This is a genomic window from Micromonospora narathiwatensis, assembly GCF_900089605.1.
Lineage (GTDB): Bacteria > Actinomycetota > Actinomycetes > Mycobacteriales > Micromonosporaceae > Micromonospora > Micromonospora narathiwatensis.
On sequence record NZ_LT594324.1, the window covers coordinates 5086275 to 5106559 of the forward strand.

Genomic DNA, 20285 nt, shown 5'->3' on the forward strand with positions numbered 1-20285 from the left:
GTCAGTACGACAAACCACCCGCTGATGTAACGAAATCTTCTTGCTCGACGCTTTTTGCGAGACACGGCTCGAGAGTCGGCTATCCGACTCCGACGAACCAGGAGGGCGTCGGGCGCGGGCCGGTGCCGCTCCCCTCGAACGCGGGCGCGTACGCGTCGGCGACCCGCCAGCCGGCCTCGCCCTCGGCCAGCAGCAGGAACCCGTCGAACTCGCTGTACGGGACGCCGATTCCCCACACCTCACCGGCGTCCACGGTGACCTTCTTCAATCCGCAGACGCCGCGTGGGTCCGGCTTGGCGGTCTCGCAGTCGCCGACGTACCGGGTGCCCTTCGGGTAGTTCGCGGTCACGTACCGGGCCATGGCCTGCTCGAACGTGACGCGCTCCACCTCGGACGGCGGGGTGAGGGCAGGCGTCGGACCGGACGCGGTGGCGACCGGATCGGGCGGGGACCAGGTACGTCCCGGCGACGGTTCGCCCGGCCCGCAACCGGCCAGTGTGGCCACCGTCAGCAGCGCGGCAAGGGACCGGGAAACGCGAGCCACGGACGCTCCTCTCCCCAACGAGTTGATCTTGTCGCTATTCAACCCGCACGTCCGTGGCGCCGCCGACCCGGGCCGGGCCGGCGTTTGACAGGCGGCCAGCCTGGGCCATGCTTGTCGAATGAGTTCGTTCCCGAAGCCCGATGCGCGAGCCAAGGCCGTCGTCGCGTCGGTGGCGGCGGTGGCGGCGCTGGTGACGCTGGTGGTCTGGCGCCCCGAGGGCGTCCTGTCGGTGGTGCTGGCCCTGGCGTGCGTACTGCTCGGGATGATCGCCGGAGTGACGGTGACCGCGGCCCGGCACGCCCCGGCCGGCACCCCGCCGCCGGCCGAGGAGTGGCCGGCACCCGTCGGGTACGAAGTGGACGCCGACACCCTGGAGGCGCTGGACCCCCGCGCCGTCCGGAACCTACGGACGTCGGGCGGATACGGAGTGGACGCCGACACGCTGGAGGCGATCGATCCGCGGGCGGTCCGGCAGCAGCGGACGGCGCACGGGCTCAGCGACCGGTGAGGGTCGGCACGGCGAGCGCGTCCACGCCCCGCCCCGCCAGGCAGCGATAGCTGCGGTCGGTGTCCGAACCGGACGGCGGCAGCACCTCCAGATGCCAACCGGCCGCCTCGCCGAGGCCGCTGGCGAGCTGGAATGTGCGGACGTTGCAGACCTGCTGGACGGCCGGGTTGGCGGCGACCGCCGCGTGGCCCGCGTCGGCCAGCGTCGCTGGCAGGTCACCCACGGCGTACGTCTCCCAGGTGTGCCGGCCGTCGCACGGCACCCGGGTCGCCTCGGCCCGGTCGCGGCGCAGTCGTACCGGCCCGAAACACTCCAGCTCGGACGCGCACCGGGCACCGGTCGGCAGGCGTACGCCCCCGGCCGCGCAGCCCGGCAGGGCCTTCGGCCCGGTCGGGTCGACGATCCCGGTGGCCACCGGCGTCGGCGGCTCCACACTCGACAGGCCGCTGGCGAGCCAGGCTCCCGCGCCGGCGGAGGCGGCCAGCGCGAGCACCCCCGCGCCGCCGAAGAACCAGCGACGCGGCCACCGCCGGTCGCGCGCGGTCGCGGTCGGGTGGGCGTCCTCCGTCGCCGGGCGCGGCGCCGGCTGCCCCGTCCGGCCCACGGCGTACGGCCCACCGGTGCTCGGGACACCGTAGAACGGCATCCCGCTGATCGGGGCGCCCCCCGGATCGAGCGGCAGCGCGGCGAGCATGCCGCCCAGCTCGACGGCGGACGGCCGTTCCCCCGGGTCGTTGGACATGCCGAGTCGCAGCACGTCGATCAGCTCGTCGGGCACCCCGGGCAGGCCGGGAATCGGCTGGTTGAACATCTCCAGCACGGTGACCAGGCTCGGGTTGCGCTCGCTCTGCCAGCGCGGCGGCCGGCCGTGCATCACCGCGTAGAGGGTGGCGCAGAGCGCGTAGACGTCGACCGCCGGCGACGGCGGGCTGTGGTTGAACATCTCGGGCGGCGCGTACGCCGGGGTGAGCACCTCCAGGGTGACCGAGGCGTCGCGCACCTCGGCCAGCACCGCCAGCCCGAAGTCGGCCAGTACCGCCGGGTTGAAATGGGAGTAGAGGATGTTGGCCGGTTTGACGTCCCGGTGCAGCACCCCGGCCGCGTGCGAGTGGGCGAGCGCGTCGGCGATCTTGACACCGAGGTCGCGGGTCTCCACCGGGCCCAGCGGCGAGGTACGCATCCGCTCCGCGTACGACCCGTCACACAGCTCCATGATCAGGTAGGGATGCCGGTCGACGGTGACCCCGACGTCGAAGAGGTCGACCACATGCGGATGGGAGGACATCTTGCCGGCGGCCCGCGCCTCGCGCAGGAAACGCGCCTGGTCCCGCTCGCTGCCCAGCGTGCGATTCTCCACCTTGACCGCGACCTCGCGCCCCACCGAGATCTGGGTGGCCCGGTAGACGGTGGCGTAACCCCCTCGGGCAAACACTTCCAAATCGGTCAGACCGGGCACGATGGGTAGCCGCAGGGCGCCGGGCGGGGTCTCGGTCACGGGTCGAAAATACCCAACGATTCCGGTCGCTCAGTGCACCGTGTCAGCCGCCGGTACGGAGCCCGACCCGGCGACGGCATCCTCCGGCGTGCCGTCGGTGGCCGCCCGGCGCGCGTCCCACCACAGGCCGACGGCCGTCGCCGCCGCGCCCAGCCCCTCCCAGGCGGCCACCGAGAAGAACCGACCCGGGGCCACCTCGGTGAGCACCGCGATGCTGAACACGGTGAACGTGACCAGCCGGAACCAGACCGTGAACCGGTAGAACGGCCGCCATTCGGTGGCGGCGGCGAGCAGGTAGTAGACCCCCATGTTGAACGAGGCCATCGAGGACGCGGTGAGGAACGTACCGGTGTAGTCGCCGGGGGCCCGCTCGGCCGGCGTCTCGAAGCCGAGCATGCGCAACTGGGCCTCCGGCCAGATCAGCCCGAGCGCGCCGAGCACCAGCGCCAGCACGCCGAAGACCGCCATCGTCCAGCCGGCGCCCGAACGCGGCAGCCTCATGCTTCCTCCCCCACCCGCGACCGCCGACGTGGACGGCCCTCCTCGGGCCCCCACGCTATCGGCCACCCCCGACACCCCACATCCCCGGAACCGCCAAACCTGTGCCGGCGGCGCACCCGCCCGCGCCCGGTGCCCGAAGGGTTCACCGAGAGATCGGCCCCCGTCTCCGGAAACCTGCGCGATCGACGGGCGTGCGGCGGGGTGGGTCAGGTGAGCACGAGGCGGGCGCGGAGGGTGTCGGCGGCCGCCCGCTCGCTGCGCTGCTCGGTGGCGTACGCCAGGCGGACCGCCTCGTCGGCGCTGGCGAGGGCCTCGACCGGGCGGCCACACGCGGCCAGCGCCTCGGCCAGCACGCAGGCCCCGATCACCTGGCTGCGGACGTCCTCGGCCGGGGCGGCCACGGCCCGCTGCGCCCAGTCCAGCGCCTGCTCACGCTGGCCGTGGGCGAGCAGCGCGGACGCGTACCGGGCCATCGTCTGGCGGCGGGAGAAGAGCAGCGACGGGGTGGCCGCCGCGGCCGTGGCGACCGGGGCGAGCAGCCCCACCGCGGTCGCCGAGTCACCGGCGGCGAGCCGGGCCATGGCGAGCAGCACCCGGGGGCCCACCTGTGCGGGGGCCTGCGGATTGTGCGGCTCCACAGTGGTCAGCACCGAACGGGCGTACCGCTCGGCGGTCTCCCGGTCACCCATTTCCAGGGCCACGAACCCGCGCAGCGTGCCGGCCATTCCGGTGAGCAGCGGATGCGACGTCCGGTTGGCGTACCCGAGGGCGTCGGTGAGCAGGTCCGCGGCGTGCTCCGGCGCACCCAGCCCGCGCGCCACCACCCCGCGCACGACCAGCGCGAAACCCTGCCCCCAGTCGTCGCCGACCTCGGCGAACTCCCGGTACGCACGACGCGCCCCCCGGTCCGCCTCGGCCAGTTCGCCCAGTTCGGCGGTGGCGTACGCCTCGACCGCCCGAAGCGTGCCGACCGCCCACGCCTCGCCGACCCGCTCGCCGAACGGCAGGAACACCCGCGCCATCCGGCAGGCCTCCCGCAACCGGCCGGCGAGCAGCCGGGCGAACGCGGTCGTGCCGCGCAGCCAGGCCCGCCCGTACGGGTCCTTCAGCTCGGCGAAGAGTCGGGCGGCCCGGCCGAGCACCGCGTCGGTGCCGGCGAAGTCGCCCCGGGTGGTGGTGACCCAGGCCAGGTTCTGCAACGACCAGGCCTGCCCGCGCGGGTCCCGGGCGGAGAGGCTCACCTGGTAGGAGGCGGCCAGCCGGCTGCTCGCCTGGCCCAGCCGCCCGGCGATGAAGTCGGCCATGCCGAGCCGGCGCATCGCCGAGGCGCGCATCGCGGGCAGCCCGGCCGCGGTGGCCACCTGCAACGCCTCCTGCCAGCAGCGTTCCGTCCGGGCCTGGTCGCCGAGGGTCTGGTGGGCCTGCCCGGCGAGCAGCAGGGCACCGGCCCGGGTGGCCGCGTCGCCGGTGTTGGCAGCGATCTTCTCGGCGAAGGCGAGCGCGTCATGGGGGCGGCCGACCTGGAGCAGTGCCCGGGCGTGCACCACCTGGTCGGCCAGCGGCACACCGTCCCGGGCCAGCTCGGCGGCCCGCTCGGCGTACTCGACGGCCAGGGCCGGCTCCCCCGAGCGCAACGCGCGGCGGGCGGCCCGGCCGAGCGCGGCCACGCCCAGCGGGGCGACCGCGCGGGCCGGCGCGTCGGGGCGGAGCTTCACCGCGTCGGCGAGCGCCCCGGCCCGCTCGACGTGCTCGGCGACGAACCCGTCCCGGGCGGCCTCGGTGAACCCGCCGGCCGGGGGCGCGGCGGCGTCGGCGCTCTCCGGAGCGGCCCAGCGGGCCAGCGCCGCGTGCCGCTCGGCCAGTTCGGCCTTGCTCACCCCGGCGTACGCGGCCTCCCGCATCAGCGGGGTCGCGAACGCGTACCCGGTGCGGGTGCGGTGCAACATCCGGCGTTGCAGCAGCTCCTCCACGGCCCGGTCCAGCTCGACCGCGGCCACCGCCGCCGGGCGGCCGTCCCGCCCGACGCGCTGCTCGCGGAGCGCCTCCAGCGCGCCGGCCGGCACGGTGTCGCCGACCACCGCGGCGTCGCGCAGCACCGACCGGGCGTCCGGCGGCAGCGCGTCGATCCGCGCCGCGAGCACGGCGGCCAGGTCCCGGGAGAGCAGCCGGCTGCCCAGCGAGCCGGGGGCGAGCCGCCAGCCGACCGGCGGGTTCCGGTCCGGGCCGGGGGTCAGCGCCCCGCGTTCCATCAGCAGGGTGACCAGCTCGGCCAGGTAGAAGGGGTTGCCCTGGGCGGTGGCGAGCAGCCGGTCGGCGTCGGCCTGCGCCAGCTTGCCGCCGCCGAGGTAGGTGGTGAGCAGCCGGGCGGCGTCCGCGCCGCGCAGCGGGGGCAGCGCGTGCACCTCCGCGTCCGCGACCCGGGTCAGCGCGCCGGCGGTCCGTACCAGCTCGGGGCGGCCGAGCAGCAGCACCAGCACCGGGCCGGTGAGCCGGGACAGGGCCAACCCGAGCGCGTTGATCGTCTCGGCGGTGGCGTCGTGCAGGTCGTCCACGACGATCATCAGGGGCGCCTCGACGGCGAGCGCGCTGAGCAGGTCGGCGACCGCGTTCGGCACCGCCTCGGCGTCCGGGTGCGCGGCGGCCGCGTTCCATTCGCCGCTCTCGGCGGCGGCGGGGAGTTCGGCGTACCCCAGCAGGGCCAGCAGCTGGTCGACGGCGACCGGGGGCTGGTCGCCGGCGAACCGGCCCAGCCGCTGCCCCAGCCGGCGCAGCCGCTCCTCGACAGCCGGCCGGGTGACCGCGGTGGCGGCATCGTTGGGCAGGCCGACCGCCGCTCGGACCAGATCGGCCAGGGGGGCCAGCCGGCGGCGCTCGCCGAAGGCGGCGCAGCGCACCGAGAGCACCCGGGCACCGGTGTGCGCGGCGTACCGGCCGGCTCCGACGTCGTAGCCGGCCGCGAGGCGTTCCACCTCGGCGGCGAACCGGGACTTGCCGATCCCCGCCTCGGCGGTCATCAGCAGCACCCGGGGCTCGCTCCGGTCGATCACCTCGGCGAGCCGGCCGGCGACCCGGCCGATCTCGGTCTCCCGGCCCACGAAGGGGGCCTCGTCGCCGAGCCCCGACCGGGTGCCCGGCGCGTCCAGGAGTCCCAGCAGCTCGTACGCCTCGACCGGTTCGCGCTTGCCCTTGAGCCGCAGCGGGCGCAGCGCCCGCCAGGAGGCGACGTGCCGGGTGGCGGCGGCGGTCCGCGCGCCCGCGTAGACCGCGCCGACGGCGGCGGCGTCGGCCAGCCGGGCGGCCGTGTTCACCGTGTCGCCGATGACCGTGTACTCGATCGCCGCCTGGATGCCGGCGATCACGTCTCCGGTGTTCAGCCCGACCCGCAGGCCGAGCGGCGCGCCACCGCCGCGCTCGTCGTCGAGCACCCGGCGGACGGCCCGCTGCATGGAGAGCGCGGCCCGCACCGCCCGCTCGGCGTCGTCCTCGTGCGCGACGGGCGCCCCGAACACCGCCATGATCCCGTCGCCGGTGAGCTTGTCGACGTGCCCGCCGAAGGTCTTGACCGCGCCGGCCAGGGCGGCGAGCACCCGGTCGGTGACCGCGCCGACCCGTTCCGGGTCGAGGTCCTCCGACCAGGAGGTGAAGTCGGACAGATCGCCGAAGAGCACCGTGACCACCCGCCGCTCCGCGGCGGGCAGCGTCGCGGCGGCCGGCAGCGCGGCACCGCAGTTGTGGCAGAACCGCGCGCCGGGTACGGCGACGGTCCCGCACACCGGGCAGGTCACGGCTGCTCCACTCCGAGGTATTCGAGCTGGGCGCGGACCGACCACTCGGCCGCCCACCAGAGCGACCGGTCGACGTCGGCGTAGACCCTGGCGACCACCTCGGGCGCGGTGGTCGCGCCCTCGGCGACCGCGGCGCGGACCTGGTCGAGCCGGGCCCGCCGGTGGGCCAGGTAGAACTCGGCCGCCGCGCCGCAGTCGGCCAGCGCCGGGCCGTGCCCCGGCAGCGCCGGGATCCCCCGGTACGTCGAGAGCAGCTCCAGGCTCGACAGGTAGTCACCGAGGTGCCCGTCCGGGTGGGCGACCACGGTGGTGCCCCGTCCCAGGATGGTGTCGCCGGTGAGCACCACCCGCTCGTCGCCGTGCTCGACCAGGAAACAGACCGAGTCGGCGGTGTGCCCGGGCGTCGGCACGAGCCGGATGGTGAGGCCGCCGGCCAGCGCGGCACCCGGCGCCAGCGGCTCACCGCCGATGCTGTGCGCCGGGTCGGCGGCGAGGACGTGAGCGCCGCCGAGCAGCTCGCTCAGGCGCGCGGCGCCCTCGGTGTGGTCCGGGTGCCCGTGGGTGATCAGTACGGAGTCGACCGGCCCGTGCGCCGCGATCGCGGCCAGGTGCTCCTCGTCGGCCGGGCCGGGGTCCACGACGACCGCGTGCTCCGCGCCGGGGGCGCGCAGCACCCAGGTGTTGGTGCCGTCGAGGGTCATCGGCCCCGGGTTCGGCGCGCGCAACAGCGTCACCCACCCGGGCAACTCGTCCGCGAGCGCCCCCGCCGCCCCGGTCACATGCCCACCCATGGCAGCGATCGTACGACCCCGCCCGCCACTCCCCGCGATCTTGCAGTTTCGGCCGCTGATTTGTGGTCGTTCACGGCTTTCAACCCGGCAGAAACCGCAAGATCGCCGGGGAGTGGGGGTGGGGGTGGGGGGTGGGGGTGGGGGTTAGGCGATCTCGACTATTACTTCGACCTCTACGGGGGCGTCGAGGGGGAGTTCGGCTACGCCGACGGCGCTGCGGGCGTGCCGGCCGGCCTCACCGAAGACCGCGAGGAACAGGTCGGAGGCGCCGTTGATCACGCCCGGCTGGCCGGTGAAGCCCGGCGCGCTGGCCACGAAGCCGGTCAGCTTCACGATCTTGACGACGTTCTCCAGGCCGACCAGCGAATCGATCGCGGCGACGGCGTTCAGCGCGCACCGCTGCGCCAGGTCCTTCGCCTGCTCGGCGGAGACGCCGGCGCCGACCTTGCCGGTGGCGAGCAGCTTGCCCTCGGCCATCGGCAACTGGCCGGACACGTAGATGTGCTGGCCCGACTGGACGGCCGGCACGTAGCTGGCCACCGGCGGCACCACCTCGGGCAGGGTCAGTCCCAGCTCGGCGAGCTTCGCGTGCGGTCCGTTCGCCATGCCGCTCACGCCTTCGGACGCTTGAGGTAGGCGACGAGCTGCTCCGGGTTCGGGCCGGGAACCACGGAGACCAGCTCCCAGCCGTCCTCGCCCCAGTTGTCGAGGATCTGCTTGGTCGCGTGGACCAGCAGCGGCACCGTGGCGTATTCCCACTTCTGCATCGAGTCAAGGCTCCCTTGCCTGGCATGGACTTCGGTCAGGCACAGCGTACGGTCCCCCGGTGCTACCAGGGCACGGGACGCTGCTCGGGCGTGCTGGGCGGCTCACCGCAGGGGCCTTCGTGGTCGTATTGCTGGGGGCACCGGGAGCGATCGGGCAGCAGCAGGTCGCAGAAGACCCGGTGCCGGTTGTTCTGGTCGTCGGTGGTGGAGACGGTCGTCTCGCCGGCGTCCAGCTCGCTGAGGAAGCCGAGCGAGGTGGCCACGGTGCCGGCCAGCGCGGTGGCCGCCGCCAGGTCGGCGACCCGGACCGGCAGGTGGATGACGTACCCGGGCTCGTCCTCCTCCCGAGCCCGCTCACCGGAACGGACCAGTATGCGGATCACCTCGACCGGCGGCCGGTACGACCGCTCGTTGAGTGGCAGCCCCGCACCCGGCCCCTCGGCGTCGCCGGACCGCCCAGCCCGCTCACCGGGGCGGAACTGACCTCGAGGAATGTTCTCCGCGTCGCGCATACCCTTGCCTCCGGGCGTCGTACCTGCTCAAAGTCACCACCGTCCGGCTCGGACTCGCCGGCGGTCCGGCCCCCGCGTCGCGACGAAACTAGGACCTCGCGAGAGTCCCAGCAACGGGACGCGCAGGTCCGATCACGTTCAGTCACATATGCGACAGAGGTCTCGTCAGGGAGGCGACGGCGCTCTCACGTTCACCGTCGACGCGGGCCCGACACCCGACGCGGGTACGCGGGGCCGACCCTTCCCACTCCGACCGTTACCCTTCGGGCTGGACGGGCATCCGCGCTCGCCCGCCACGCCCGATCACGCGTCGGTCGCCATCGGGTGGCGACGGCACCGCACCCCGGGGGAAGACATGACCCAACCGCCCATCGGTGGCGCCACCGGCTCGCCCGAAGGTCCGTCCCACCCGGAGCCGCACGGCGGGGCCGCTCCGCCTCCCCCCGCGGCCTTCCCCCCGCCTCCGGCGTCCGGCCACCCGCCGTACCAGAACCCGGCGGCGTCGTACCAGAATCCGGCGGCGCCGTACCAGAACCCGAACGCGCCGTATCCGGACCCGGCCGCGCCGTATCAGAGCCCCGCCGCGCCGTACCAGAATCCGGCGGCGCCGTATCAGAACCCGAACGCGCCGTATCCGGACCCCGCCGCGCCGTATCAGCAGGCGGCGGCACCGAAGAAGCGGCGCGGGCTGCTGATCGCCTCGATCGTGCTGGCCGCGGCGATCCTGCTCTGCGGTGGTGGCGGCACGGCCGCCTTCCTCGCCCTCCGCAACGCCGAGGAGGGCGAGGGCGCGAAGGAGCCGGCGGTCGCGGTGGACGGCTTCCTCGGCGCGGTCTACCACGACCAGGACGCCAGGAAGGCGGCCACCTTCGTCTGCTCGGCCGCCCGGGACGACAAGAAGATCGCCGCCAAGGTCGCCGAGGTGCGGAAGTACGCGGAGCAGTACCAGAAGCCGCGGTTCCGCTGGACCACCCCGAAGGTGGACAACCAGACCGGCGACCGGGCGACCGTCAGCACCAAGGTCACCATGATCACCGCGGACGAGAAGGTGGCCGACCAGGAGCTGCGCTTCACCGTCGTGCAGAAGACGGGTTGGTGGGTCTGCGAGGTCTCGTGAGCCCGGCGGCTGGGTAGGCTCGACCGGTGGCAGTAGCTGAACGGCCGGCCGAGCCCGCCGGCACCGGGTGGCCGGCCCGCCTCCACGTGGTGACGGGGAAGGGCGGCACGGGCAAGACCAGTGTCGCCGCGGCGCTGGCCCTCGGGCTGGCCGCCGGCGGCCGGCGGACCCTGCTCGTCGAGGTGGAGGGGCGGCAGGGGATCGCCCAGCTCTTCGGCGCCGACCCGCTGCCCTACGAGGAGCGGCACCTGACCGACGCCCCGCACGGCGGCGAGGTGCGGGCCCTGGCCGTGGACGCCGAGGAGGCGCTCCTGGAATACCTGGACCTGTTCTACAAGCTCGGCGCGGCCGGCCGGGCGCTGCGCAAGCTGGGTGCCATCGACTTCGCCACCACGATCGCCCCGGGCCTGCGGGACGTGCTGCTCACCGGCAAGGTCAAGGAGGCGACCACCCGGACCAACGGACAGCGCCGGACGTACGACGCGGTGGTGCTGGACGCCCCGCCGACCGGACGGATCGGCCGCTTCCTCAACGTCACCGCGGAGACCGCCCGGCTGGCCAAGGTCGGCCCGATCAAGACCCAGAGCGAGGGGGTCTCCGCGCTGCTCCGCTCGCCGATGACCGCGGTGCACGTGGTGACCCTGCTGGAGGAGATGCCGGTCCAGGAGACGGTCGACGCGATCGCCGAGCTGACCCAGCTCGGCTTCCCGGTCGGCCGGGTGATCGTGAACGGGGCCCGACCGCCGGTGCCGGCCGGGCGGGAGGTGACCGCGGCCGAGCTGAGGCGGGGGTTGGCCGCCGCCGACCTGCCGACCGACGCCCGGACCGTGGCCGGCCTGGCCGAGGAGGCCCGAGGCCAGCGGGTACGCCGGGAGCTGGAGGACTCCCTCCGGGCCGAACTGGTGGAGTTGGGCCTGCCCCTGACCGAGCTGCCGCTGCTCCCCCAAGGGGTCGACCGAGCGGGGCTGGAGACGCTGGCGGGGGCGCTCGTCCGGGCGGATTGACTCACACCTGCGGGCAGCACAGGCAGAGACACCGGGTAGACCGATACGCTCGATTGGTGCCTTCCGAAGCCGCGGCGCCACCGCTGGACGTCGACCGGATCCTCGCCGACCCCGGCGTACGGATCGTGGTCTGCTGCGGGGCGGGCGGGGTGGGCAAGACCACCACGGCGGCGGCGCTGGCGCTACGGGCGGCCGAGCGGCACGGCCGGCGCACGGTGGTGCTCACCATCGACCCGGCCCGCCGGCTGGCCCAGTCGCTCGGCCTGACCGAGCTGGACAACACCCCCCGCCAGGTGAAGGGGATCGACGTCGAGGAGAGCGGCGGCGAGCTGCACGCCATGATGCTCGACATGAAGCGGACCTTCGACGACGTGGTGCTCCAGCACACCGATCCGGCGAAGGCGGCGGAGATCTTCGCCAACCCCTTCTACCAGGCCATGAGCTCCACCTTCGCCGGCACCCAGGAGTACATGGCGATGGAGAAGCTGGGCCAGCTGCACGCCCGGGGCGAGTGGGACCTGATCGTGGTGGACACCCCGCCGTCCCGCTCGGCGCTGGATTTCCTGGACGCGCCGGCCCGGCTCTCCCGTTTCCTCGACGGCCGGATGCTGCGGCTGCTGCTCGCCCCGGCCCGTACCGGGGGGCGGAGCATGTTCAGCTTCGTCACCGCCGGCTTCGGGATGTTCTCCAAGGCGGTGCAGAAGGTGATCGGGGCGCAGTTGCTCACCGATCTCTCCGGCTTCGTCGCGGCGCTGGACTCGATGTTCGGCGGTTTCCGGCAGCGGGCCGAGCAGACGTACCGCATCCTCCAGGCCCGGGAGACGGCGTTCCTGCTGGTCGCGGCCCCGGAGCCGGACGCGGTACGGGAGGCGGCCTACTTCGCGGGCCGGCTGCGCGACGAGCGGATGCCGCTGGCCGGCCTGGTGCTCAACCGGGTGCACCGGCCGGCGGTGCCGGAGCTGAGCGCGGCCGACAGCATCGCCGCGGCGGCCCGGTTGACGCAGGAGGGCGGCCACGCGGGCACCGTCGAGGTGCTACGGGCCCACGCCGCGCTGGCCGAGCAGGCGGTACGCGAGCAGCGGGTGGCGGCCCGGTTCACCGAGGCGTTCCCGGCGGTGCCGACGGTGTCGGTGACGGCGCAGCCCGCCGACGTGCACGACGTCGACGGGCTGCGGACGATCGGCGAGGCGATCAACCGGCGGTGAGCCGCCGGGGCCGACCGGCCGAGTGGCGTGGTGGTCAGTTGGCCGAGGTCACCAGAATCTTGTCCTTGCCGGCCTTCTCCTTGGCGTTCTTCTTCATGGCCGCCTCGAACATCTTGCGCCAGCTGGTCACCTGGGGGTGACGGCGCAGCAACGCCCGGCGTTCGCGTTCGGTCATGCCACCCCACACACCGAACTCGATCCGATTGTCGAGCGCGTCGGCCAGGCACTCGTACCGAACTGGGCAGCTCCGGCAGATCCGCTTCGCCACGTTCTGTTCGGCGCCCTGTACGAACAACGCGTCCGGGTCCCCGTTCTGACATGCCGCCAGTGACGGCCAGTCAGCGATCATGCCCATCTGTACACGTCCCCCCTTGCATCAACCACGACTTCGCGCGACCAGCCGTCGAATTCCCCCCGGTCGTCCGGCCGGCCTCCCCAGGGCGGCGCGGACGACATGTGGCTCTGTCGCCGCCATCATCATGCTGGGTAGTCACCCGATTACGCAACGTTGTCGGCGAAATCCATCATTCCGGACACTCCCGGCTTCCCGGGCTAGCGCCCGCCGTCTACCCGGTCGAGGTACGTGAAAACCCAGCGCGGCTTCCCCGTTCGGTGGAGACTCGTCGCCAGGTTCACGCAACCACGCACCAGGGTTCGTGCGTTTAGCACAACGAGGCCGGCGCACGCAGGAAATGGGGAAAAGACGCCCCAGCGCCCCTCGTTCCCTACTCGCGTACCCTGTCGAGGTGACCTGGATGCGGAAACGTGACCACAATGTGCTGACCAACGCCGCATCGCTACTCATCTGTGGCCTGCTGGCCGGCGTGGTGGTCGCGGCGGCGGCCTTCCCCGCAGTGGCGATGTCCGGACTGGCCGCCAAGGCGGGGGCCGAGACCTTCGACGCGCTGCCGAAGACGCTCATCGACCCCCGCTCGCCGCAGATCACCTATCTGCTCGCCGCGGACGGCAAGACGCCGCTCGCCACCATGTACGACGAGAACCGCCGGGACGTCAAGCTCAAGGACATCTCGCCGTACATGCAGAAGGCGATCATCGCGGCCGAGGACCACAACTTCTACAAGCACAACGGCGTCGACTTCAACGGCGTGGCCCGGGCCTTCGTCAACAACACCTCCAAGGCCAACTCCCAGCAGGGCGCGTCGACGCTGACCATGCAGTTCGTCCGGCTGGCCATCTCGTACTCGGCGACCCACCCGGCCGACGTGGTCGCCGCGACCGAGGACACCAGCGCCCGCAAGCTGCGCGAGATGTCGCTGGCCCTCCAAGTGGAGAAGGAGTTCACCAAGGACCAGATCCTGGAGCGCTACCTGAACCTCGCCGCCTTCGGCAACGGCGCGTACGGCGTCTACGCCGCCAGCCAGGTCTACTTCGGCAAGCCGCCGGGCAAGCTCGACATCCAGGAGTCGGCGCTGCTGGCCGGTCTGGTGAAGGCGCCCACGTCGTTCGACCCCACCACCGCGTCCGGCTACCCCGATGCGGTGGGTCGGCGGGACTACGTCATCGACAACATGGTCGTGATCGGCGCCATCACCAAGGACGAGGCCGAACAGGCCAAGAAGATCGAGCTGACGGTCAACCACAAGCGCACCCCGAACGGCTGCGTCGCCACGAAGGTGCAGAGCTGGGGCTTCTTCTGCGACTACTTCTACCGCTGGTGGTTGCAGCAGGAGACGTTCGGCTCCACCACGTACGACCGCGAGCGCCGGCTGAAGAGCGGTGGCTACACCATCACCACCTCCCTCGACGTGCAGGCGCAGAAGGGCGCCGACACGGCGGCGCGCAACCACCTGAGCGTGAACAGCAAGGCCGCCCGGATGATCGCGGTGGTCGAGCCGGGCACCGGCCGGGTCCGCGCCCTCGCGACCAACCGGAACTTCAAGCTCGACGACCCGGACCACCCGCAGAACAGGATCGCCAGCGAGCCGAAGAAGGCCAAGAAGGGCATCCGGGGCAACTACCCGAACACGGTCAACCCGCTGATGACCGGCGGCGGCGGGATCACCGGCTACCAGGCCGGCTCGACCTTCAAGATCTTCACTCTGGTGGCGGCGCTGGAGAAGGGCTACCCGCTCGCATACACCATCAACGCCCAGGAACAGTTCAAGTCCGAGTACCCCGTCAAGTTCAACTCGCCGGCCGCCTGCAGCGGCACGAGCTTCTACTGCCCGAGGAACGCCAGCAAGAGCATGGCCGGCCCGCACAACATGTGGAGCGCGTTCGGCTTCTCGGTCAACACCTACTTCGTCGCGTTGCAGCAGCAGGTCGGCGCCGAGAACGTGGTGAAGGCCGCCCAGAAGCTCGGCATCACCTTCCGCGCCCCCAAGGACGCGGAGTTCGCCGAGAACAAGGACGCCGCGCACCAGTGGGGCGCGTTCACCCTGGGCGTCTCGCAGACCACTCCGCTGGAGCTGGCCAACGCGTACGCCACGCTGGCGGCCGACGGCAATTACTGCGAGCCGATCCCGGTCCAGGAGATCCGCGGCCCGGACGGCGAGAAGCTCGACATCGCCAACCCGCGCTGCGAGCAGCGGATCAGCACGCAGGTGGCCCGGGCCGCGGTGGACGCCGCCCGCTGCCCGGTCGGCGACAACTCCTCGACCTCGCGGTGCGGGACCCGCACCGCGGGCGAGGTCCGGGGCATCGTCAACGCCCCGGTGGCCGGCAAGTCCGGCACCACCGACGGCGACAAGACCTCCGCCCTGGTCGCGATGACCAAGCAGTACGCGGTGGCCGGCATCCTGGCCGACCCGGACTGGCCGCAGACCGGCCAGAAGATGGGCCACAAGGAGCTGGATGGCATCAACCCCGCCGTCCAGGAGACGCTGCGTGCCGCCATGGAGGGCAAGGACCGCAAGAACTTCACCCCGCCGAGCGGGAAGATCGTTCTGGGTGACCAGCGGTCCATCCCCGGCGTCAAGTGTGAGTCGGTCGAGACCGCCAAGTCGCGGCTGCGCGGTGCCGGCTTCGAGCCGGTGGTGTCCAGCAACAAGGTGGCGTCGGAGTGCCCGGCGGGCACCGCCGCCGGCACCAGCCCGGACGGGAAGAGCATCAAGGGCGGCGTGGTGACCATCGAGGTCAGCTCCGGCCAGGGCGCGCCGGGCTCCGACACCGGCACCTCCCCCACGGGCACCCCGACGCCGGGCGGCAACGGTAACGGTCGCGGACCACGACCGCGCGGCTGACCTGGAGCAACGACAGCGGGCGGGCACCCGAGGGGGTGCCCGCCCGCTTCGTCGTCTACGGGATCAGAGCCCGAGCTGCCGGCGTACCTCGGCGGCGACCCGGCCGCCCTCGGCCCGACCCGCCACCGCGGCCTGGGCCGCCTTCATGGCCGGGCCCATCTGCGCCTTTCCGGTGAAGCCGCCCGCGGCGAGCGCCCCCGAGACCAGCCCGGCGAGTTCGGCGTCGGAGAGCTGCCTCGGCAGGTAGCGCTCCAGCACCTCACCCTCGGCGGTCTCCTTGCCCGCCTGCTCGGCGCGGCCCGCGTCGGCGAACGCGGTGGCCGCCTCGCGCCGCTTCTTCGCCTCCTTGGTCAGCACCGCGAGCACCTCGTCGTCGCTCAGCTCGCGCTTCTCCTTACCGGCGACCTCGGCGTTGCCGACTGCCGCGAGGGCCATCCGCAGCGTGGAGGTGGTCAGCTCGTCGCGCGCCTTCAGGGCGGCGCGCATGTCGGCGGTGAGACGATCCTTCAGCGTGCTCATGGGTGGTGAAACTACCCTGAACGTCATGCGAAAGCGCACACTATTCCGGCTCGCCGCCGGGACCGCCGTCGCCGGCGCGGCCACCCTGGCGTACGCGTCGCTCGTCGAGCGCAACATGTTCACCCTGCGCCGGTACGACGTACCGGTTCTTCCGACCGACGCCGAGCCGCTGCGCGTGCTGCACCTGTCGGACCTGCACATGATGCCCAACCAGCAGCGCAAACAGGACTGGGTGGCCTCGCTGGCCGCCCTCGATCCGGACCTGGTGGTGGTCACCGGGGACAACATGGCGCACCCCGACGCGGTACCCGGGGTGCTGCGCGCCCTGCAACCGCTGCTCGACCTGCCGGGCGCCTTCGTCTTCGGCTCCAACGACTACACCGGGCCGGTCTGGAAGAACCCGTTCACCTACTTCCTGCCCGACCGGGAGTACTCCGAGGGCGTGCCGCTGCCGTACGAGGAACTGCGCGACGTGTTCACCGGCGCCGGCTGGGCGGACCTCAACAACGCACGGACCACCCTGAAGGCGGGTGGCCGGGAGATCGAGCTGGTCGGCGTCGACGACCCGCACGTCGAACGGGACGACTACGACGCGGTGGCCGGCCCGATCGGCTCCGGGTCGGCGCTCGCCATCGCCCTCAGCCACTCCCCGGAACCGGTCGTGCTGGACCGGATGGCCGCCGACGGCTTCGGGCTGCTGCTCGCCGGGCACACCCACGGTGGCCAGGTCTGCGTACCCGGCTACGGCGCCCTGGTGACCAACTGCGGCCTGCCCCGCTCGATGGCTCGCGGCCTGCACCGCTGGCCCGGCTCGGACTCGTGGCTGCACGTCTCCGCCGGCCTCGGCACGCACCCCACCGCCCCCGTACGCTTCGCCTGCCCACCGGAGGCGAGCGTGCTCACGCTGATCCCTCGCTGAGCGACCCGCGCTCCGGGTGGGGGGGGTACCGAGTTTGACCATCGGAGCGCGTGGGCTACTATTTGTCGGCACGCCTCGGGGTGTGGCGCAGTTTGGTAGCGCGCTTCGTTCGGGACGAAGAGGTCGTCGGTTCAAATCCGGCCACCCCGACCAACGGCAAGGGCCAGGTGAGACCAACTCACCTGGCCCTTCGTCTTACCCACGGCATGATCTTCTCGATCGGTCACGACTGACGTGGCACCGGTCACCATACGGGCGGTCGAAAGCGGTCGGACGGGGCGGATGATCGCTTCTCCTGGCATCGTTGACGGATGGCCGCGCTGATCCGATCCCGCCTGACCGATTGGACCACCCTCGTACCCCTGATCGCGATCTTGATCCTCGCGGCCTGCTGGGGACGTGAGCTGCCCGCCGCGGTGATCGCGGTGGTGGCCGCGCTGCTCGCCGGCGCGGTGCTGGCGGCCGTGCACCACGCCGAGGTGGTGGCCCACAAAGTAGGTGAACCGTTCGGCTCGCTGCTGCTCGCGGTGGCGGTGACGGTGATCGAGGTCGGGCTCATCGTCACCCTCATGATCAGCGGAGGGGAAAAGACGCAGTCGCTGGCCCGGGACACCGTCTTCGCCGCCGTGATGATCACCTGCAACGGCATCTTCGGGTTGTCCCTGCTGATCGGAGCGCTACGGCGACGGGTGGCGGTCTTCAATCCGGAGGGCACCGGCGGAGCGCTGGCCACCGTGGCCACCCTCGCCACCCTCAGCCTGGTGGTGCCCACCTTCACCACCAGCCGGCCGGGCCCGCAGTTCTCCCCCGCGCAGCTCACCTTCGCGGCGGTCGCGTCGCTCGCCCTCTACGGACTCTTCGTGTTGGTGCAGACCGGCCGGCACCGCGACTACTTCCTCCCGGTCACCCAGGAGGGCAGCGTGCTGGCCGTCGACGCCGACGGCGACGGGCACGCCGACCCGCCGGCGGCGCGCACCGCGTGGGCCAGCCTGGCGCTGCTGATCGTGGCCCTGGTCGCGGTGGTCGGCAACGCCAAGCTCGTCTCCCCGGCGATCGAGAGCGGCGTGTCGGCGGCGAACCTGCCACAGGCGTTCGTCGGCGTGATCATCGCCCTGCTGGTGCTGCTGCCGGAGACCCTCGCCGCGTCCCGGGCCGCCCGGCGGGACCGGGTGCAGATCAGCCTCAACCTGGCCCTCGGCTCGGCGATGGCCAGCATCGGCCTGACCATCCCGGCCATCGCGCTCGCCTCGATCTGGCTGGAGGGCCCGCTGGTCCTCGGCCTCGGCGGCACCCAGCTGACCCTGCTCGCGCTCACCGCGGTGACCGGCGTACTCACCGTGGTGCCCGGGCGGGCGACCGTGCTCCAGGGCGGGGTCCACCTGGTGCTGCTCGCCGCCTTCGTCTTCCTCGCCGCGAGCCCCTGACCGGGCCGGGGAGGAAAGCCGCGTCCTTCCCGCTAGCCACGACCCGTCAGTCGTGCAGCTCGGTGCGGGCGACCTCGGCGAACGCGGCGCTCAGGTAGCCCTCCAGGGGCCGCCCGGCGGCCGCCAGCAGGTCGGCGACGAGCAGCGGGGCGTGCCGGGCGATCGCGGCCGGGTCGGGCGGCGCGTCGTCGTCGCCCGGGTCGTAGACGCCGAGGGCGCCGGCCAGCAGGACCAGCAGCACGTGCGGGTCGACGTCCGGCCGCCACTGCGCGGCCGACCGCACGCAGCGCTCCAACACCTGGCGTACGTCGTCGCCGTCCAACCCGTCGGGGTGGGTCTCCTCCAACAGCAGCCGGACGACCCCGCCGAGCACCAGGCCGGCCCGGTCGGCGGCGGTGAGCCGGTCGGCCGCCGGCCCGTACGCCCCGGCGTCCCGGTCGCGGGCGGCGTCGACGGCCTCCGTGGCGGCCTCCGCGATCTCCCGGGCCGAGGCGGGCAGGTGGCGCCAGGTCGTGGTCACCGGGCCAGCATGGCAGACCACGTGTGCTTGCTCACCCACCGGCTCTGCCCAGCGCGTAACCGGCGGTAATCGGGTCGCGGGTCGTCGTACCCACCGCACAGAATCCATCCATGCTGCGCCGCGCCCTGCCCGCCCGTCCGGAAGCCCGCCGGATCCTGCTCGGCACTCTGCTGTCGGCCATCGGGCGCGGGCTGACCCTGCCCTTCCTGTTCATCTATCTCACCGACGTACGCGGCCTGACCGACACCCAGGCCGGCCTGGTGATCGGTTGGTTCGGCGCGGTGACCCTCGCCCTGTCCCCGCTGGGCGGGACGCTGATCGACCGGTTCGGCGCCCGCCGGGTGGTGCTGCCCTGTCTGCTGGTCGAGGCGGTCGGCACCGGCTCGCTCGCGTTGGTCGACTCGCTCGGTACGGCGTTCGCGGTCAGCACGCTGATCGCGGTGGGCGGTTCGGCCCTCTGGTCCGGGCAGACCACCATCCTCGCCTCGCTCACCGGCGACGGCGAGCGGCAGCGGGTCTTCGGCCTCCAGTTCGCCCTGCTCAACCTCGGCATCGGGGTGGGCGGCCTGATCTCCGGCGCGGTGGTCGACATCGCCCGTCCGGTCACCTTCCAGGCCATCTACCTGCTGGACGCGTTGAGCTATCTGACGCCCGGCCTGATCCTGCTGACCCTGCCGCACGTCGGGCACCGGCTGGCGCAGGGCCGGGCGGCGGAGGGCCCGCACCGGTCGACCGGGGGCTATCTGACCGTGCTGCGGGACCGGCCCTTCCGCCGGCTGGTCATCTTTGGACTGGTGCTCACCACCTGCGGTTACGCCCAGATCGAGGTGGGTTTCGCCGCGTTCTCGATCCGAGTGGTGGAGGTGACGCCGCGGGTGGTGGCCTGGGCGCTCGCCGCCAACACCGTGATGATCGTGCTGTCTCAGCTGCTGGTGATCCGCCGGATGGAGGGGCGCAGCCGGACCCGCGCGCTCGCCGCGGTGGGCGCGGTCTTCGCGACCGCCTGGCTGGTGCTCGGCGCGGCCGGCCTGATCGGTACGAGCAACGCGCTGATCGCGGCGCTCGGCGTGGTGGCCTGCTCGGCGATCTTCGGGTTCGGGGAGACGATGCTCTCGCCGGTGATGCCGGCGCTGACCAACGCGCTCGCCACCGACGAGCTGCGCGGGCGGTACAACGCCATGAGCTCGATGATCTTCGGAATCAGCGGGATCATCGGCCCGGTCACCGCCGGTCCGCTGCTCGGAGTGGCGCACGGCCGGCTCTGGGTGGCGTTCGTGGTGGGCGGTTGTCTGCTCGCGTCGGCGCTGGCCCTGTCGCTGCGCCGGCTGCTCACCACCGCCCAGGACGGCCGCGCCACCGGCACCCCGACCCGGGACCCGGAACCCGTCGCCGCCTGAGGGCGCCTCAGGGGAACGTGCTGCCCTCCCCGGCGCGGCAGCGCCCAGCCGGCCCCCGAGGTCGCCCGCCCGTG

Annotated in this window: 18 protein-coding genes, 1 tRNA gene and 1 pseudogene; 9 read left to right on the forward strand and 11 right to left on the reverse strand. The window is 73.0% G+C overall.

Annotation, left to right across the window (positions count from 1 at the left end):
- Positions 1-79: 79 nt before the first annotated feature.
- Complete coding sequence (locus GA0070621_RS22210; RefSeq protein ID WP_157740028.1) at positions 80-544, reverse strand: hypothetical protein; 465 nt, start codon at positions 542-544, stop codon at positions 80-82.
- Between the two features lie 118 nt (positions 545-662).
- Between GA0070621_RS22210 and GA0070621_RS22215 the strand changes: the two genes are divergently transcribed.
- Positions 663-1052 (forward strand): hypothetical protein, encoded by a 390-nt coding sequence (locus GA0070621_RS22215; RefSeq protein ID WP_091199139.1) that lies wholly within the window; start codon positions 663-665, stop codon positions 1050-1052.
- Here the strand turns inward: GA0070621_RS22215 and GA0070621_RS22220 are convergent.
- The 7 genes from GA0070621_RS22220 to GA0070621_RS22250 form a co-directional block, all read right to left on the reverse strand.
- Complete coding sequence (locus GA0070621_RS22220) at positions 1039-2547, reverse strand: serine/threonine-protein kinase (RefSeq protein ID WP_091199141.1); 1509 nt, start codon at positions 2545-2547, stop codon at positions 1039-1041. The genes GA0070621_RS22215 and GA0070621_RS22220 overlap by 14 nt on opposite strands.
- Positions 2548-2577: 30 nt before the next feature.
- On the reverse strand, positions 2578-3048 hold the full coding sequence (locus tag GA0070621_RS22225; RefSeq protein WP_091199143.1) for a hypothetical protein: 471 nt from the start codon (positions 3046-3048) through the stop codon (positions 2578-2580).
- Positions 3049-3254: 206 nt separating this feature from the next.
- The gene (locus tag GA0070621_RS22230) at positions 3255-6833 is read right to left on the reverse strand and encodes an adenylate/guanylate cyclase domain-containing protein (protein WP_091199145.1); all 3579 of its coding nucleotides are present in this window, start codon (positions 6831-6833) and stop codon (positions 3255-3257) included.
- Positions 6830-7624, reverse strand: coding sequence for an MBL fold metallo-hydrolase (locus GA0070621_RS22235; RefSeq protein WP_091199147.1), 795 nt, complete (start codon positions 7622-7624; stop codon positions 6830-6832). The genes GA0070621_RS22230 and GA0070621_RS22235 overlap by 4 nt, the downstream gene beginning before the upstream one ends.
- A gap of 144 nt (positions 7625-7768) precedes the next feature.
- Positions 7769-8230 carry a RidA family protein gene (locus tag GA0070621_RS22240; RefSeq protein ID WP_091202730.1) on the reverse strand — a complete coding sequence of 154 codons (462 nt, stop codon included), beginning with the start codon at positions 8228-8230 and terminating at the stop codon, positions 7769-7771.
- Positions 8231-8235: 5 nt separating this feature from the next.
- Entirely contained in the window at positions 8236-8391 is a 156-nt protein-coding gene (locus tag GA0070621_RS22245) for a DUF4177 domain-containing protein (protein WP_013736319.1), read from the reverse strand.
- A gap of 62 nt (positions 8392-8453) precedes the next feature.
- Positions 8454-8903 (reverse strand): hypothetical protein, encoded by a 450-nt coding sequence (locus GA0070621_RS22250; RefSeq protein ID WP_091199149.1) that lies wholly within the window; start codon positions 8901-8903, stop codon positions 8454-8456.
- Between the two features lie 649 nt (positions 8904-9552).
- Here GA0070621_RS22250 and GA0070621_RS22255 point away from each other — a divergent pair.
- From GA0070621_RS22255 to GA0070621_RS22265, 3 genes and pseudogenes are all read left to right on the forward strand, one after another.
- A pseudogene (locus GA0070621_RS22255) lies at positions 9553-10020 on the forward strand (Rv0361 family membrane protein); the annotation flags it as partial.
- A 26-nt stretch (positions 10021-10046) separates the two neighbouring features.
- Positions 10047-11024: an ArsA-related P-loop ATPase gene (locus GA0070621_RS22260; RefSeq protein ID WP_091199153.1), complete on the forward strand. Its 978-nt coding sequence runs from the start codon at positions 10047-10049 to the stop codon at positions 11022-11024.
- A gap of 53 nt (positions 11025-11077) precedes the next feature.
- Entirely contained in the window at positions 11078-12229 is a 1152-nt protein-coding gene (locus tag GA0070621_RS22265) for an ArsA family ATPase (protein WP_091199156.1), read from the forward strand.
- A 34-nt stretch (positions 12230-12263) separates the two neighbouring features.
- Here GA0070621_RS22265 and GA0070621_RS22270 read toward each other — a convergent pair whose 3' ends face one another.
- Positions 12264-12584, reverse strand: coding sequence for a WhiB family transcriptional regulator (locus GA0070621_RS22270; protein ID WP_091199158.1), 321 nt, complete (start codon positions 12582-12584; stop codon positions 12264-12266).
- Positions 12585-12984: 400 nt separating this feature from the next.
- On the opposite strand from GA0070621_RS22270, the gene GA0070621_RS22275 reads away from it, so the two are divergent.
- On the forward strand, positions 12985-15432 hold the full coding sequence (locus GA0070621_RS22275) for a penicillin-binding protein (RefSeq protein WP_091202732.1): 2448 nt from the start codon (positions 12985-12987) through the stop codon (positions 15430-15432).
- 63 nt (positions 15433-15495) lie between these two features.
- Here GA0070621_RS22275 and GA0070621_RS22280 read toward each other — a convergent pair whose 3' ends face one another.
- Positions 15496-15951 (reverse strand): GatB/YqeY domain-containing protein, encoded by a 456-nt coding sequence (locus GA0070621_RS22280; RefSeq protein ID WP_091199160.1) that lies wholly within the window; start codon positions 15949-15951, stop codon positions 15496-15498.
- A gap of 25 nt (positions 15952-15976) precedes the next feature.
- Here GA0070621_RS22280 and GA0070621_RS22285 point away from each other — a divergent pair, with 25 nt between their 5' ends.
- From GA0070621_RS22285 to GA0070621_RS22295, 3 genes are all read left to right on the forward strand, one after another.
- Complete coding sequence (locus tag GA0070621_RS22285) at positions 15977-16870, forward strand: metallophosphoesterase (protein ID WP_091199162.1); 894 nt, start codon at positions 15977-15979, stop codon at positions 16868-16870.
- Between the two features lie 76 nt (positions 16871-16946).
- Positions 16947-17023, forward strand: a tRNA-Pro gene (locus GA0070621_RS22290).
- 158 nt (positions 17024-17181) lie between these two features.
- Complete coding sequence (locus GA0070621_RS22295) at positions 17182-18294, forward strand: calcium:proton antiporter (RefSeq protein ID WP_091199164.1); 1113 nt, start codon at positions 17182-17184, stop codon at positions 18292-18294.
- A gap of 46 nt (positions 18295-18340) precedes the next feature.
- Here the strand turns inward: GA0070621_RS22295 and GA0070621_RS22300 are convergent, their stop codons facing one another.
- Positions 18341-18814: a hypothetical protein gene (locus GA0070621_RS22300; protein WP_167667160.1), complete on the reverse strand. Its 474-nt coding sequence runs from the start codon at positions 18812-18814 to the stop codon at positions 18341-18343.
- Positions 18815-18924: 110 nt separating this feature from the next.
- Between GA0070621_RS22300 and GA0070621_RS22305 the strand changes: the two genes are divergently transcribed.
- On the forward strand, positions 18925-20211 hold the full coding sequence (locus tag GA0070621_RS22305; protein ID WP_091199167.1) for an MFS transporter: 1287 nt from the start codon (positions 18925-18927) through the stop codon (positions 20209-20211).
- The last annotated feature ends 74 nt before the right edge of the window (positions 20212-20285 follow it).

Coding starts and splice junctions, on each gene's coding strand:
- GA0070621_RS22235 (WP_091199147.1), bottom strand. CDS start 7,624: ATGGGTGGGCATGTGACCGGGGCGGCGGGGGCGCTCGCGGACGAGTTG.
- GA0070621_RS22305 (WP_091199167.1), top strand. CDS start 18,925: ATGCTGCGCCGCGCCCTGCCCGCCCGTCCGGAAGCCCGCCGGATCCTG.
- GA0070621_RS22225 (WP_091199143.1), bottom strand. CDS start 3,048: ATGAGGCTGCCGCGTTCGGGCGCCGGCTGGACGATGGCGGTCTTCGGC.
- GA0070621_RS22250 (WP_091199149.1), bottom strand. CDS start 8,903: ATGCGCGACGCGGAGAACATTCCTCGAGGTCAGTTCCGCCCCGGTGAG.
- GA0070621_RS22275 (WP_091202732.1), top strand. CDS start 12,985: ATGCGGAAACGTGACCACAATGTGCTGACCAACGCCGCATCGCTACTC.
- GA0070621_RS22245 (WP_013736319.1), bottom strand. CDS start 8,391: ATGCAGAAGTGGGAATACGCCACGGTGCCGCTGCTGGTCCACGCGACC.
- GA0070621_RS22270 (WP_091199158.1), bottom strand. CDS start 12,584: ATGGGCATGATCGCTGACTGGCCGTCACTGGCGGCATGTCAGAACGGG.
- GA0070621_RS22240 (WP_091202730.1), bottom strand. CDS start 8,230: ATGGCGAACGGACCGCACGCGAAGCTCGCCGAGCTGGGACTGACCCTG.
- GA0070621_RS22280 (WP_091199160.1), bottom strand. CDS start 15,951: ATGAGCACGCTGAAGGATCGTCTCACCGCCGACATGCGCGCCGCCCTG.
- GA0070621_RS22215 (WP_091199139.1), top strand. CDS start 663: ATGAGTTCGTTCCCGAAGCCCGATGCGCGAGCCAAGGCCGTCGTCGCG.
- GA0070621_RS22285 (WP_091199162.1), top strand. CDS start 15,977: ATGCGAAAGCGCACACTATTCCGGCTCGCCGCCGGGACCGCCGTCGCC.
- GA0070621_RS22295 (WP_091199164.1), top strand. CDS start 17,182: ATGGCCGCGCTGATCCGATCCCGCCTGACCGATTGGACCACCCTCGTA.